This window comes from Metabacillus litoralis (genome assembly GCF_003667825.1).
Lineage (GTDB): Bacteria > Bacillota > Bacilli > Bacillales > Bacillaceae > Metabacillus > Metabacillus litoralis_B.
On sequence record NZ_CP033043.1, the window covers coordinates 1480979 to 1497089 of the forward strand.

The 16111-nt window shown below is 35.7% G+C and carries 9 protein-coding genes; all 9 read right to left on the reverse strand.

Features of this window, described 5'->3' with window-relative positions; genetic code table 11:
* Nucleotides 1-59: 59 nt before the first annotated feature.
* Nucleotides 60-1313 (reverse strand): prolyl oligopeptidase family serine peptidase, encoded by a 1254-nt coding sequence (locus tag D9842_RS06950; RefSeq protein ID WP_257536055.1) that lies wholly within the window; start codon nucleotides 1311-1313, stop codon nucleotides 60-62.
* Between the two features lie 789 nt (nucleotides 1314-2102).
* Nucleotides 2103-2819, reverse strand: a complete 717-nt coding sequence (locus D9842_RS06955; RefSeq protein WP_162987341.1) for an HNH endonuclease — start codon at nucleotides 2817-2819, stop codon at nucleotides 2103-2105.
* 129 nt (nucleotides 2820-2948) lie between these two features.
* Nucleotides 2949-4883 carry a DUF262 domain-containing protein gene (locus D9842_RS06960; RefSeq protein WP_121661897.1) on the reverse strand — a complete coding sequence of 645 codons (1935 nt, stop codon included), beginning with the start codon at nucleotides 4881-4883 and terminating at the stop codon, nucleotides 2949-2951.
* Entirely contained in the window at nucleotides 4867-6339 is a 1473-nt protein-coding gene (locus D9842_RS06965) for a DUF262 domain-containing protein (RefSeq protein WP_162987342.1), read from the reverse strand. Before D9842_RS06965 ends, D9842_RS06960 begins: the two co-directional genes overlap by 17 nt.
* 307 nt (nucleotides 6340-6646) lie before the next feature.
* Nucleotides 6647-7972 (reverse strand): prolyl oligopeptidase family serine peptidase, encoded by a 1326-nt coding sequence (locus D9842_RS06970; protein WP_121661899.1) that lies wholly within the window; start codon nucleotides 7970-7972, stop codon nucleotides 6647-6649.
* 100 nt (nucleotides 7973-8072) lie between these two features.
* Nucleotides 8073-10454 (reverse strand): beta-glucosidase, encoded by a 2382-nt coding sequence (locus D9842_RS06975; protein WP_257535997.1) that lies wholly within the window; start codon nucleotides 10452-10454, stop codon nucleotides 8073-8075.
* 99 nt (nucleotides 10455-10553) lie between these two features.
* Nucleotides 10554-12881, reverse strand: coding sequence for a glycoside hydrolase family 3 N-terminal domain-containing protein (locus D9842_RS06980; protein WP_257536056.1), 2328 nt, complete (start codon nucleotides 12879-12881; stop codon nucleotides 10554-10556).
* Nucleotides 12882-13128: 247 nt separating this feature from the next.
* Nucleotides 13129-14697 carry a response regulator gene (locus D9842_RS06985; protein ID WP_121661900.1) on the reverse strand — a complete coding sequence of 523 codons (1569 nt, stop codon included), beginning with the start codon at nucleotides 14695-14697 and terminating at the stop codon, nucleotides 13129-13131.
* 474 nt (nucleotides 14698-15171) lie between these two features.
* A complete protein-coding gene (locus tag D9842_RS06990; RefSeq protein ID WP_121661901.1) occupies nucleotides 15172-15825 on the reverse strand; it encodes a vWA domain-containing protein in 654 nt (217 codons plus the stop codon).
* Between the last annotated feature and the right edge of the window lie 286 nt (nucleotides 15826-16111).

Sequence of the window (16111 nt, forward strand, 5' to 3'; positions counted from 1 at the left end):
TAAAAAATGTTTCTTTACCTATTTTTTATCTAATATCTTTGAATCTATCAAATATCTTCCTACTTTTTTAAAGACTGCTCCGCAAGCCATTCCATTAAGGTTGTTGCTTTTCCATTGATGGTGTTTGTTACTTCATTGTTGTATACATAAATCCATGACCAATGTCCATCATATTCGTATGGAGTACCGTCACTATTTTTATAGAGTCCTGAAGTGTCAATGACATGATCGAATAGAGAGAGATGAACATTTTTTGCGGCTGCTTCAATTAATCGGTTATAGGTTGGGACTGTGTATAGATTCGGATTAACTACCTTGTCGGTTTTCGCAGTGATAAACCAGATAGGAAGATTCTTCATTTTTTGTATTTCTTCAACTGTGATCAAGGAATCCTTTAGAGCTTCACAGGTTGGGAAGGCTGCTGCGAAATACTCTGGATAATCGCGTATCATCAGCATCGTCATGTATCCACCATTTGAATCTCCACCAATATAAATTCTACTGTGATCAATATCCTTATTTTGTGAAACATAGTCTTCAATTAATGCCATAAGTGCTTTTTGATATTTCGACGTACCATCACCGAATTCAGTGAAGCCCTCCATCCAAAAACTAGGTGTTTGAGGAGCTAATACATAGGCACCATCAAAATAAGCTTGTATTTCTTCTGATGCAAAATTTGCTGCTTTGTTCCCGGCGATGGCAATCGTTGGATCTATACCGCCTTCTCCTGCTCCATGTAACCAAATGACTAGTGGATTTTTTTCATTATTTTTTGCTGGAGAATAGTCAGCATAGGTTAAAGTAATATTGTCATAAGTTGCTTTGCCTGTTGTAAAATCATCGACAAGCTCTCTTACTCCCCCGGTAAATGTGTCTATCACTAACTCTGAGATTGTTCCATCACTAGTTTGAATATTCTTTTGTTGTGTGATCGTGTATTGATTATCAGTCCAATCGTTAAAGCCAGTCCCCTTCCAGTCATAGTTAATGGCAGAAGAAAGTGATAAGGTTGGGGAAACTTCCATTTCTAAAACAGCATATTGCCCCATCTTTTCGGCTGGTTTCCCATGCTTATCTGATACATAAGCATTTTTCACAATTCGATTACCTTCTTGTAAGAATGGATTCTCCAATCTGTGATCGTATCTTTGCACATGAACATGAAAGGTCTCTTTCGTAACGGAATCTACTGGAACAGGTTTTCCTAAATCAACAATTACCTTTGTAATGGCTGCTCCCCAATCCATAATTTCTGTAACCGTTTGATAAGAAGGTTGTTTTTTTCCTTCCGTGTTAACCGTATGGCTCATCACAGCTGCTGAACCTAATTGCGCTAGAGATTTCTCCGATTTATTCTTTTTGTTCTCCATTATGATTTACCTCCCTTTTAGTAAATGCGTGCATTAAAGTAACCGTTTACATTTTAATGAGTTTTCTGAAAGTTACCTATTAACTTAATAATTCCTGCTTAAAAGTGAAAACCCTCTCAAATTATTATAAATATTTCGTCACATGTCTACTGATTTCAATCTAATATCAGAGCGACAAAAAGATAGCTGATGCCGGAAAGTTCACGTTCAATTCTACTAAACATGGTTATAATAAAGATATATACGCATATATTAAAAAGACCGTTGGTGCTCGAACACCAAACGGCCTATACAATAGAAGGTTCCCTTCAAGGGAGTCAGCATTGTAGGTATAAATCCACCCTCTAAATGCTGTTTGGGCTCAAGGGTGGACTATTTTTTGTCTCTAAAAGATATGATGAACAAAACCAAACCTTCAAATGCGATCATAAGAATCATCCCTTTTTTTATGGGGAACTCTGAACTTTCATCAGTTTACCTAATGAATGGCAATCTTTTAACGTTAACACTATTGAACTTGTTTCCTCTTTCTATTGAAAGTTCTAGCTTCTATTTGATCATTTGTTACATTGAGAAATCCCCTAATCTTCAAATGAAAGTGCATAGTTATGTTGAATACCTTCTCTACAAACTTCATAGCATAATATCTACCCAATAATTAAAACAACTCTAACTGTTTGAACAAATTGTTATATCAATTTCTGATACTAAGGTGTATTATGATAATTTTTAAAAGTACCCTTTTTGAATGCTTCTCTCTCTATGTTTTCTTATTGCATGTAGAGAAGGAAACGCATTTGGCTCTAAAGGTAAGGATATTTCCCTTCCGTCAAATTGTTTATAACTACTTTCTTGTAAAATATGACTTACCACTATTCGGAATTGATCATTAATCACAATCAACCCCTCATCAAATAGTTTATGAATATCCATTCTAAAGCAAATTCCATTTTGAATATGGTTACTTTCTTCATTAACATATGCTTGAATATGAGCAGCTTGAAGCACTTCCAAACATGTTTCATTAGTTATACAACACTTTGAACCATAAGCGTTTAAAACTTTCTTTCTAAAATCACTTTGACCCATACGTTTCTTGAATTTTTGTTCACTGTATTCAGTTTTTTCTTCTGGAATATGTTTAAAACTATCTTCACTGTCAGATTGGAATGGTACTAAAGGTGAAGGTTCGATTTTATTTTTACTTAAAGAATTGGTCGGTATATCCTCATTATCACTTCCATCGCTATTATTTGGGATGCCGTCTTTATAATAGCCTCTTAGCCCCCATATTTTTGTTCTACCGTTTCTTTCTACAATATAAAAACTATCTTTTTTTCCACAAAATCTCTCACAATCACTGCAATAACGTTCTAAGGTTCGAGGAATTGAAGACTCTTTATAAGGTATAATTCCTCGTTCTTTTACTTTTTTACGAATATCCAATAATGAGCCTTTACCACCTAACTCTCTTAGAACATCAGTAATTTCATCAACCCATAACTTCCTACTAGAATCCATACAATTTTCACACCCGTATAATTAATCTTTCTATTGTTTGTAATAAAACATATGTCAAAAGTATGAGTTTGTATTAAACAAATACTCCTCCAACAACCGAATCATCTCCATCTGATGTTTCTTAGCCAAATCATCATTCCACTTCTCATTCTCATAAATCAATGCCATCTTCAATGAATCTAGCTTCTCTCGATTATTGTTGATAAAACGTTGACGTTTTTCGTTAAATGGTAAATTACTATATTCTGAATTAACACTTCTGGAAACTAGGGCGAGATTGCCGAATTTGTTTAATTGCTCCTGAGATACTGTGTTTGTATCGGTGATTTTATGATTTTGTGGGGAAATATGTTCCACAGAGTTTTTGGCTGTTAATTTAAACTCTCTCCACTTAGTTCCCTTGTTTCCGTATTTCTCCCAAAGAACATACTCTAGCTTGTAAAACCAGTAATGAGGAAATTCTGTTCCAAGCTCCTCGTGTAAAATGTTAGTACTTAAGGTAGTTTTATAATAAGGTTTTTCTAGAAAATACCTTGTTCGCTCGATTAAGGTTTTGTCATCTTTTTCCGCACATAGCAAGTGATTGTCTAGGTGCTTTAAATATTTATAACTATCCTGCCCGTTGTTCTCTAATATATAATGTAAATATGGAGTTAACCAATAGTGTGTTGTAATTTGTTGGGAGTGATATAACATGCTTTGCAAGAGTGCCTCTCCCCGAGCTGTTGATTCTCCCCTTTGTAAGGAGTAATAAATATTTCTGCCATTTTTATTAGCGTTTTTGTATGTTCTTCGGATTGAATGAATTTCATGATCCTTAGGGCCAACCCATTTAATCACATGTTTATCAAAATAATAGCGAACTTTCCACAGCAATTTGATAAACTTCTTAACATTTTCATCTTTAACTGATTTTGTTAAAAAATTATCCGAAAATATCATTAGTAATTCTTTATCTGAAATTTTCAGGATATCTTTTTCTTCTTTCTTAGCTAAATATATTCTTAATGTATGCTGCAGAAGCATAGGAAACGTTATAATACTCCTTACATCTTCACTATCATATTCATCTTCTTCATTATCCTCATCACTATTAAAGCTAGCATGAACATCCTCTGATTCTAATATATCTAATAAAGTCATAGACTCACTGTTTTCTTCCGCTTTCTCGTCAATCGCCGCTAACACTTTGGTCGGATCAGCCAATTGTTCCTCACCAACCTTGGCAGTTTCCTGGTCAAATAAATGAGTTGTTTTAATATGAGTTATATCTTTAATATTTTTCTCAATATATTGATTCATATTAGCGCATGCATCCCATAAGTTGCTGTATTTTATGCGGTCTTGAGCCTGTAGTTTATCTAGTAATCTTGCTTTTAAAATTTCATGATGTTGTAGCTGAATGCCACGGTTGTTAATCACTTCAAACAATTTATTTAAATCGGTTTTCTCTGGTACTTCTGTATAAACCAACTGGACTTTCTCGTATATAAATTCGGCTATCTTGGCTGCTTTCCCAGGTTTACTTCCCTCAAATTCAGAGTGAAATCGTCTAATTAAAGCTAGTGAGTCATCAATATTGGCCGTAATATCTACGTTTTTACTTCCGTTAATTAATGACTGAAATTTCTCATTGATTTCCTCTCTAATTGCGAAGCTTATTCGATTCTCTCCCTCATTTTCAATAAACGATTTTAAAGTACCTGCAAATATGATCGAAATCATCCAAAGTGTTGTAAAACGTTGCTGTCCATCGATTAAATCATATACCTTTCTTTGTTCGGTAGAAGAGGAGGGATTTTCAACAACGAGAACACCTCCTAAGTAAAATAGCTCTTTTCCGTCATTAAAAGCAGCCTCTATATCTTCTAGTAACGTTTTCACTTGTTCTTCCTGCCAAACATATAATCTTTGATAAATCGGTATGTTAAAAACATATTGTTTTTCTACTAAACTCTTTAATGTGACTAAATTAGACTGTATCTCCATTTTCAATCTCCTTAACAAATGTATCCATCCAGCTTTCTTTATAATCGAAACTCTTTTTACCGTAATAACTCAAAATGCGTTCTTTATAATAACCACGCACACCCTTGCCATTTTCAATGTTTTCTTTCGTGTAAATATCGATTGGTTGTGAACATCTTGATAAGAAATTAAACACTTCTTCTGGTGTAAACGCATGACTAATCACATCTAACAGGTTATTTTCGCTATCTTTAAGAAAATTCATTGGTGCTTGCTTTACTACATTTTGTTTTTCTAATCGAATCGCCCCAAGCAAATGATCTAGCCATAGCGAAAAGCGAAACAGTTGCTGTTCACCGAACTTGTCATAATACATCAAGCTAGCTAGAATGAACAATTCCTTCAAATAAACGGATAAATGCTTCCAGACGTTTTCATAAAAATCTCTAAATCTCTTTATTTCTTTACTAGTAATAGTTTGATCTGTAAAAAGTAAGTGAATCACTTCTGCATATCTTTTTGAAAAAAGAAAATAACCCAGGCCCTTACTTATAGGTTGTCTTAATGAAAAAGGAAGAGAGCTAGCAAGATGGTTATGATTCTTCACTTGTATTTCATAATCTCCATTATCTTTTACATAAAGTTTAGCTCCATAGGTATTGTAAAAATTAGGAAATAACTCAATTGTTTTGTCATCATCACTCTGTTTGGTGTTTCGCATAAATTCCGCTAACATGTCTTCATCATTAGCTAGTGTGATTTGTTTTTGTCCACGCCAAGTACGAGCACGAGAAAGATATTTTGTAAATAACTCTACTGTAAAGTCTCCTTTTTTATGAAGAATGGGCTTGATATTCTGGATGTTTTCCCAATCCTTCGCACAACGCTCCTGAACGGTTGTATTATTTATCGCTCTAAGATGATACGCCTTTAGTAAATCGGTAGACTCCAGCTTTACTCCTCGGTAATTTTGCGTATCAAAAAAGGTAAAAGCCAAATCCTCTGAAGGTGTGGTAATAAAGGTGAATTGGATATTAGGAAACAATAAAGATACCTTCTCTTTCCATGCTTTATTCTCATCATGATGAAAAAATCTTTGAATGCTTTTAATATTTTTAATGGATTCTGGTGAGTTAAATTCCATCGCAATTTTGCCTTCTATTAATCTTCTATGTAATAGAAAATAAAGAATACTTAACGTAGTCATACGCTGCTGACCATCGATAATGAACAGCTTTTCTTTTTCATCATTTTTATGTAGCAATATGCTTCCCATATAATAAGGGATATTTGGCTGTGATTCGATGTGTTCTAGTAAATCCTCCAGCAACTCTTTTACTTTATTTATATTCCAAACATATGGTCGTTGATAGGTATCGATCGCGATTGGATAAACTGCCTTTTCTTTAAAAAATTGCTCAAACGTACCAACCTCTACTTTTACATCATTCTTTTTACTGGTTGCTGTATATGTCATCTTGCTCAGCTCCATTTATCTAGGTTTCATTTTTTTGTTATTTATTGTTTACTACCATTCTACTAATTCCTTAGTACTTGAACAGTTAATAGCTTAATTTTACCTCATTCGACAATTTTTGTTAATTTATCTTCTAGGAAATCTTACTTTAATGGAGCGTATGTATTAGTTCCACAAGCACCTACGAGGTGAATGTAGGGATCTATTACGAAAATTCACTTGATATAAAAATAAGCGGCTTCTCCTTCATCAGAGAAACCGCTTATATTAATTTATGCCTCTCAATCTATCAAATATATTCCTACTTTTATAATGACTGCTTAGCAAGCCATTCCATTAAGGTTGTTGTTTTTCCATTTAAAGTGTTTGTTACTTCATTGTTGTATACATAAATCCATGACCAATGTCCATTATATTCGTATGGAGTACCGTCACTGTTTTTATAAAGACCTGAAGTATCAATTACATTCTCGAATAAGGATAGGTGAACATCCTTTGCACCCGCTTCAATTAATCTGTTATAGGTTGGAACTGTGTATTGATCAGGATTGACAACCATGTCGGTTTTGGCAGTAATAAACCAGATTGGAAGGTTTTTCATTTTTTGAATTTCTTCGTCAGTAATAAGGGTATCTTTTAGCGCTTCACATGTTGGGAAGGCTGCTGCGAAATACTCTGGATAGTCGCGTACCATCAGCATCGTCATATATCCACCATTTGAATCTCCACCAATATAAATTCTACTAGGATCAATGTCCTTATTTTGTGAAACATAGTCGTCGATTAAGGCCATCAGTGCTTTCTGATATTTTGACGTACCATCTCCAAATCCAGTAAAACCCTCCATCCAAAAACCAGGTGTTTGGGGTGCTAATACATAAGCACCATCAAAATAGGCTTGAATCTCTTCTGATGCAAAGTTGGCCGCTTTGTTCCCTGCGATGGCCATGGTTGGGTCTGTACCGCCTTCTCCTGCTCCATGTAACCAAATGACTAGTGGATTTTTTGCGTTATCTTTTGCTGGAGAATAGTCAGCATAGGATAAAGTAACGTTGTCATAGGTTGCAGTACCAGTAGTAAATTCATCTACAAGCTCTCTCACTCCACCTGTAAATGTATCTACAACTAACCCTGAGATTGATCCTGCATTGGTTATGATATTCTTTTGTTGTGTGATTGTATATTTATTATCTGTCCAATCATTAAATCCAGTACCTGCCCAGTCGTAGTTGATTGCAGAAGATAGTGATAAGCTTGGAGAAATTTCCATTTCTAAAACAGCGTATTTTCCCATTTTCTTAGCTGGATTCCCATGCTTATCTGAAACATAAGCATTCTTCACTTTTCGATTGCCTTCTTGTAAGAATGGATTCGCTAATCTACTATCATATCTTTCTACATGAACATTAAAGGTCTCATTAGTAACCGAATTTACTGGAACAGGTTTCCCTAAATCAACGATTACCTTTGTGATAACTGCTCCCCAATCCTCAATTTCTGTAACTGTTTGATAAGAAGGTGGTTGTGTTTTTATTTCCTTTGCAAATACACCTGTGTTTAACATTAGGCTCATCACAGCAGCTGAACCTAAAAGCATTAGAGGTTTCGCCCATTTTTTCTTCTTAGTCACCATTAATCTTTACCTCCTGTTTGAGTAAACGCGTTTACATTAGTTGGTCTTGTCATTTCTTGATTTTAGACATTCGTTCTAAAAGAGCTCATCCTATTTTCTTTTATTTCGTTAATCTATCAATGTCAACCTTTGGCTCTAAAGCATTATTGACCTGTTCCACAACGATATCTTTTTCCACGTTAAATGTGGCCGTTCCTTTAATATTTTCTGAGGATGCACCTACTCTAACCTCGTATATTCCCTTTTCAACGATCCATTGATTTTTAGCTTCATCAAAGGATGCTAAATCCATTGCGTCTAGTTCAAATTTAATTAGCTCGCTTTGATTTGCATTTAATTCTTTCGTTTTCGTAAAGTCTCTTAACTCGATTTCTGGTTTTTCTAGTTTTCCATCAGGAGCTGAGATGTAAAGTTGAACAACCTCTTTACCTGCAACATCACCCGTATTTTTAATGTTCGCAAAGACAGTGATGGTATCTTTAAATTTCCCACCTTTGTTTACTCTTATATTGCTATAATCATAGGTTGTATAAGAGAGTCCATATCCAAATTCATAGGAAGGGGAAACATTAAATGTTGAGTGGTAACGGTAACCGATATAAATATCTTCTTCATAGGTGACTTGTGTTGGATTTTCTGCAGGTGTACCTGGGAAGTTAGATGACGATGGTGTATCACTATATGTTTTAGGGAATGTCGTTGCTAGCTTACCAGATGGATTCACTGCACCTGTTAAAACATCTGCAATGGCATATCCTGCTTCTTGCCCTGGCTGCCATGCTACAAGAATAGAGTCAACTTTATCCTTCCAGCTTTCAACCTCAATTGGACCACCAATATTTAATACAACTGTAACCTTTTTCCCTGCATTATGATAAATGCTTGAAATGTTTTTAATCATCTCCTGTTCCGTTTCGGTTAACAGATAATCACCCTGAACATTTTGACGATCAGCAGATTCTCCCGAATTGCGGTCAATTACGATAACAGCTGTATCTGTATCTTCTTGAACCTGATTGATTTCATTGATATCAAGTGGTTTTTCAGGAATAATCGGAATTTCTTTACCAAAGTCCTCTCCCCATGGACTAGGCTTAATTTTGTATTCATCTTGCTGCCTTAATGTATTAATATAGTTTTTATAATCTGTTACTAAGTCCTCCTGCATTTGATACCCGGCTTCATTTAATCCATCAACCAATGAAACAGTGTAGGCTGCATTAACATCACCACTACCAGTTCCACCTTTAATGGTCTCTATTTGTGCATTTCCAAAGATTGCTAGCTTATTTTCCTTCTTCAGTGGTAATGCATTATCATCATTTTTTAATAACACCATTCCTTCAGCTCCTGCTTGTCGAGCAACCTTGGCATGTGCAGCTAGATCAGGAGAATCTGAGTTTGCATAGTTTTTAAATGTAGGAGATTTCACTACAAACTCAAGTATATTTTTAATATTCCGATCAAGGACGCTTTCATCCAGACTACCATCCTTCACCGCATTTGCTATAGCTGTAGAGCTACTAGGAAAACCTGGCATGATATGATCATTACCAGCCCTCATCTGCTCTACTGGATTTGTTCCCGCAAACCAGTCGGTCATTACAAAGCCTTCATAACCCCAGTCGTCTCTTAAAACCGTTGTAAGAAGATCTGTATTCTGTGAAGCAGGCGTTCCATTTACTAGATTATAAGAACTCATAACCGCCCATGGGTTTGACTCTTTAATTGCAATTTCGAAGCCTTTTAAATAAAGCTCTCTTAGTGCTCTTTCTGAAACAATCGTGTCAATTGTAAATCGATTTGTTTCTTGATTGTTAGCTGCAAAATGCTTGATTGTCGCTCCAACATCATTTGATTGAACACCATTTACGAGAGCAGCTGTCATTTTACCTGCAACTAAAGGATCCTCTGAAAAATATTCAAAATTTCGCCCATTCAATGGATTGCGATGTAAGTTTAAAGCAGGTGCAAGTAGAATATCTACACCATATTCTTTGACTTCATTTCCTTGAGCTTTCCCAACTGCTTCAACCATTTTCATGTCCCATGTAGATGCAAGATTTGTTGCAATAGGGAATGCAGTCGCATAATAGGTTTTGGTTTCACCTTCTCGAGTTGGGCTAATTCTTAGTCCAGCTGGACCATCCGCAAAAAACATGGCAGGAATCCCCAATCGTTCAATAGCAGGGGTTCCACCTACTGCACCGGCAACAGCTAGCTTTGGTGCGCCAAACAATCCTGGCATCCCAACACCTACGACCATTTTCGTCTTTTCATCAAGTGTCATTGCTGCGATTACTGAATCAATCGAAGCAGCATCAATTAGCTTTGGAGCTTCGTTTTGAACTTGTACGGTATTTTCTGTGGAATCATTCGCAAAAGTAGTTGTGCTGTATCCAAAGCTACTGACTGCAAACCCAGTAGCAAGTGCTACTGCTAGTAATCTTTTTTTTCTTGCCTTCTTCATTTTCTTTAACATCTTTTTCCCTCCATTTCAAAACTCACTCAGCTACACTATGAGTCAATTAGATTCTTTATTAACACAAGAGAGCTAAGCATAGCTCTCTTGTGTTGAAGGTTACTTATCAAATTTTGAAAGTCGATCAATTTCAACCTGTGGCTCTAGAACGTCATTAACTTTTTCTACTAAAATATCTTGATCTACTTTAAATGAAGCAGTTCCTCTAATATCTTCTGATGAAGCACCAACAAGAACCTCATATGTTCCTTTTTCAACTATCCAAGCAGATTTTTCTTCATCAAATGAAGCTAGCTCTTTTACATCTAGTTCAAATTTTAGATTTTCTTTCTTACCAGGTCTTAATTCTTTTGTTTTTGTAAATGCTTTTAGTTCTAACTCTGGCTTTTCAAGCTTTCCATCAGGAGCAGAGACATAGACTTGAACTGCTTCACGGCCCGAAACATCACCTGTATTTTCCACTGTTGCAAACACGGTAATCTTATCCTTGAATTTTCCATTTCGATTCACTCTTACTTTGTCATAGTCGAAAGTTGTATAAGACAGACCATATCCGAATTCATATGCAGGTGTCAGGTTAAAGGTAGAATGGTAGCGATAGCCGACGTAAATATCTTCTTCATACGTAAACTCATTATTTTCACCAGGGTAACGATCCGCATATGGAAGACCTTCATAGTCAACCGGGAATGTTTGCGTAAGTTTACCTGACGGATTCACCTTTCCAGTTAAAACATCTGCCACTGCATTTCCTAATTCTTGGCCTGGTTGCCATGAAAGAACGATACCATCTACCTTATCTTGCCAACTAACTGTTTCAAGCGGACCCTCAACATTTAGTACGGCAATGACTGGTTTACCTTGAGCTCGGTATGCAGCAGATACATCTTCAATCATTTTTTGTTTAGATTCTGATAAATAGAAATCCTCTTTTGATCGGTCAGATCCATATGTCCCAAACTCAGATGATAAAACAATAATTCCTACATCTGTGCTTTCAGCTGCTGCGATAGCATCCTGTTTTATATCCATCTCCGGAAGTGTTGGGAATGTTGAAACAAAAAAGTTTCCTGGAGTTTGCTTATACTCATCTGTCTGTCTTAATTCCTCAACATAGGTTTCATATTTCCCTAACAATTCATCATTGATTGTTAATCCTGCATTCTTTAGTCCTTCAGGAATACCCATTTGATATGGTGCATATACAAGTGCACTTCCACGGCCTCCAGTCATCGTTTCAACAGTAGGAGTCCCAAATAATGAAGCGCTTACACCATTGTCGATTGGTAAAGCCTTTTCATCATTTTTAAGGAGTACCATCCCATCTGCAGCCGCTTGTCTTGCTAGCTGAGCACCCGCTTCTAGATCAGGATTATTTGTTGCAACATGCCCTATAAAGGTTGGAGTTTGGATAACCACGTTAAGAATTTCCTTAATATTTCGATCTAGATATTTTTCATCAAGACTACCATCATTCACGGCAGCAATCACACGATTAACCTGTGCTATGCTTCCTGGCATCAGAAGATTCGTTCCAGCTTCAATTTGCTTAGCAATGTCTCGTGCACCGAACTCCCAATCCGTCATAGCAAATCCTTTAAAGCCCCAATCTTCTCTTAGAACACTTGTTAATAGATCCTTGTTTTCGGTCGCATATGTTCCATTAATCATGTTATAAGAATCCATAATGGCCCATGGCTGTGATTCTTTTACTGCTATTTCAAATCCCTTGAGATAGATTTCTCGTAAAGCTCTTTGACTCACAATCATATTTCCATTATTGTTTGTTCGTTGATTATAGGCTGCAAAGTGCTTAATTGTTGTTCCAACTCCATTATCTTCCACACCATTTACAAACTCTGATGTCATAATACCTGTTACGAGTGGATCCTCTGAGAAATACTCATAATTTCGACCATTTAGTAAATAGCTTTGAATATTCATGCCTGGTGCAAGTAAGAGGTCAATACCATATGCTTTGAGCTCTTCAGAAGTTGCTACACCAACCTTATTTACTAATTCTGTATCCCATGAAGAAGCTAGGACATTTGGAGAAGGGAATTTTGTGGCATAGAATGTTTGATCTGTACCTTCTCTAGTTGGGTTAATGCGAACCCCCATAGGTCCATCTGCTAAAACAATAGAAGGAATTCCAAGACGAGGAATGGCTTGAGTTTGTCCAGCTGCCCCAGGAACCTTACTTGATTGTGCTCCGATAATTTCTCCATTAACTGGATCAATCGCCACGGAATTCGCACCAACTACCATCGCAGCTTTCTCTGTTAATGTCATGGCTGCTATAACGGCATCAATAGAGGCAGCATCTACTAATTGTGGTGCAGCCTGTTGGTTAACATCCTGAGAAACAACTTCTGTTTTACTTCCATTTGCTTTTTGGCTTGAAGCAGCTACCGAATCCATACTCATACCAGACACGATTACACCAGACGCTAGTGCAATAGCTACTAACTTCCTTTACTTCTTTCTCCACTTTTTTAACATTTACTTATCCCCTCACTTCTGTTTAATTCGTTTCCACTCATGAAAACGCTGACAACTTTAGTTTAATAGACTTTTCCTCCTAAAAGTTGCTAAAAAGACCTGACTTTTTTGTGGTTATTAGGATTTTTTTGTTCTTTCTAATCTAAAAAAAAACGGAGACTTCATCCGTATTTTAAAAATGTTCAAATTGTAAATATTTTTGTCGAAAATCCTTTGGTGTTTCACCTGTTTTCTTTTTAAAGACGCGACTAAAATAATTCGGATCATTATAGCCACAATTAAAACATATTTCTTTTACACTCTTCTTTGAATGAATCATTTCTTTCTTTGCAAAATTAATTCTCACATCTGTCATATAATCAATAAAGGTAACTCCCATTTTCTCTTTAAAGATTTTACTAAAATAAAACGGTGTTAGGTTAACATAATCAGCCACTTCTTCTAGTGTTATGTTTTCTTTAAACCTTCGATCAATAAACTCCTTTGCCTTTTGAATCATTCCTTTCATGTGAGACTTTTTCCATATCACAACCTGCTGTATGGTGTCGAGTAACTTTTCTTTCGCAACCTTCCTCAACTCATCAGGTGTACGACAATCTTGTAACACTGTTTTTGACCCGATATTGTATCCATTTTTGTATAAATCACGAGAAATAACTACAAAAAACTCCTCAATTGACTGAACAAGCAGTTGTAAATCTCCTTCTGTTTTATGTAGTAAGCTCTCAAAATAAAAATCAAATTCATGAATAACTTTCGATTTTTCACCTAATCTTATTTGTTCTAAAAGTTCATTTTCTTTTTCGTAAAGAGATTGTCTTTCTGATATGCCTAGTGAATTTTCGGAAATCATTGCATAAGGTATTTCACCATCATGTATTTGCTCTAAGGCGATAATCGCTTCGTGATAAGATTTGACAAAGTCTTCACTTTTCGGATACGGCAACCCAATTCCTACTTTCAGGATAGTCTCTGAAAATTTCTCATTAAATTGATTGATTACTAATCGACAATACGATTTCGCATATGCTCTAATCTTTGAATCCCGGATTGATTTTTTTACTAGTATCAATACAGGTACCTTCTCATCAATCATTGGGCCAATAACGACTTCTTTGTCCATTTCTTTTGCCTTGTTCTTTAGCCAGTTGTAGTAAACCTTATTCATCTCTTTATCTATTAAGATATTTTTCCCTTTAAATGAAAATAGGATAATAAAGCCTTTAATCGCCTCAATATTTAACAACTTATTCCATTCCTGCAAATACATATCTTCTACTTGTTCCAGTAAGAGCGACGAAAGCCAGCCTGATTCCATAAGAGATAATGCTCTATTGTAGTTATGTTCTATTTCAATCTTCTTCTTTTGCTCTTCAAGTTCACCTTGTACACGTCTGAGCGCAGCCATCACTTCTTCTTTTATACTTGGTTTCAAAATATACTCTTTTACCCCTTCTTGCATAACCCCTTTTGCATATTCAAATGTATTAAAGGCAGAAATGACAATAAATTTGATCTCTTTATTTTTCTTACGAATGGCTTTTACTGCCTCTACTCCATCTATCCCTGGCATCTGTATATCCATTAACATTACGTCCGGACGAAGTTTCTCGGCAAGATCAATAGCAATTCGTCCACTCCTTGCTTCTCCCAAAATAGTTACCTCAGGCATTTCTGTTTGTATCATTTTTCTTAGCCCTTTTCGTTCCAACTCCTCATCATCAACAATGATTAGACGCATGGAATTCCACCCCTTTATCTATATTTTTAAATTTATCTTTTAATTTATGTTTCTCTGTTTTTTTACGCTCAAGAGATTTTTATTGAATCCCATATTAGACAATAGAAAATCACTAGTTCATACGTTTGGTTTTTTCTGAAAATTTACTATTTTTAATTAAAATTCCTGATAAGTTATGAAAACCCTTCCAAATTACATTTATAAATATCGTCATTCTTTTACAAATTTCGTTATTCTATAGAGTTACATAAGGTTAATTCTTGTCATTTTAGAAAAAAGTCAATAAAAAAATACAAGCTATATTAAGCTTGCATTTTTCTTTATTAGATATTAATTTAGGAAATCCCATACTGTTTAAACGCCGAAATATATCCTCCTGATGGTTATTATTGCGAACTCAGTATTCCATCTTTCATTCATAAATTAAAGTCTTCTACTTTTGCCTTGTTTTCATTATGATGTTTAAAGATCTGCCTATTCCTTTCGTGACCGTTGATGATAATCACGTTCAATATCTTCTTTCCAGCTTCGATCAATTTTCTTCCCACTTCGCAGCTTTACTACGGCCTCGCTGACAGATTCATAATTTAACTGTGTACCGATGTTGTCAGCACGATAGTCAACGGCAAAGTCTTCATCTATACCAAATTTTGCAGCAGTTGAAATGGCATCAATATTCGCTCCTAGGAAGATGAAGTTCCAACCATATTTCTCTTTTTGCTGTGATATCATGTTCTTTATTTTGTCAGGAGTATATTCACGACTGCTATTTTCCATTCCATCTGTTGTAATGACGAATAGCACTTTTTCTGCTCGTTCATCCTCGCTTGTGTGCTTTTGTACATTGACGATTTTTTGGATGGACATGCCGATTGCATCTAATAATGCAGTTGTTCCTCCTACCTCATAATCCTCTTGGGTCATTGGAGATATCCCTTTTACATTGATGCGGTCATGCAATAGTTCATAATGATAGTTGAATAGAGCTGTTGTGACGAACGCTTCTCCTTCAGCCTTTTTTTGCTTGCTTAGCATTGAATTAAACCCACCAATTGTGTCCGTTTCAAGTCCTGCCATTGAACCACTTTTGTCTAAAATAAATACGATTTCCGCTACATTTTTTTTCATTTCTTGTTATCCTCCGTTTTGTTTTATTTATACATGTAGGATAACAAGATGAGAAAAAGAAGTGGTCGCTTTGGAAGCGACATTTTATTAACCTATTTAAGAACATTCATATCTTTTAGAGACAAAAAACAACCCACCCTTGAGCTTTGACCGGTAATTGGATGAGTTATTTTACCAAAAATGTTGTATCCCCTTAAAGGGACCTAGCTATTGTGTGACTGTTTGGTGTTAGAGCACCGAACAGTTCTTTTTAGTTTATGCTTATCTACTACTATAATAACTAAAG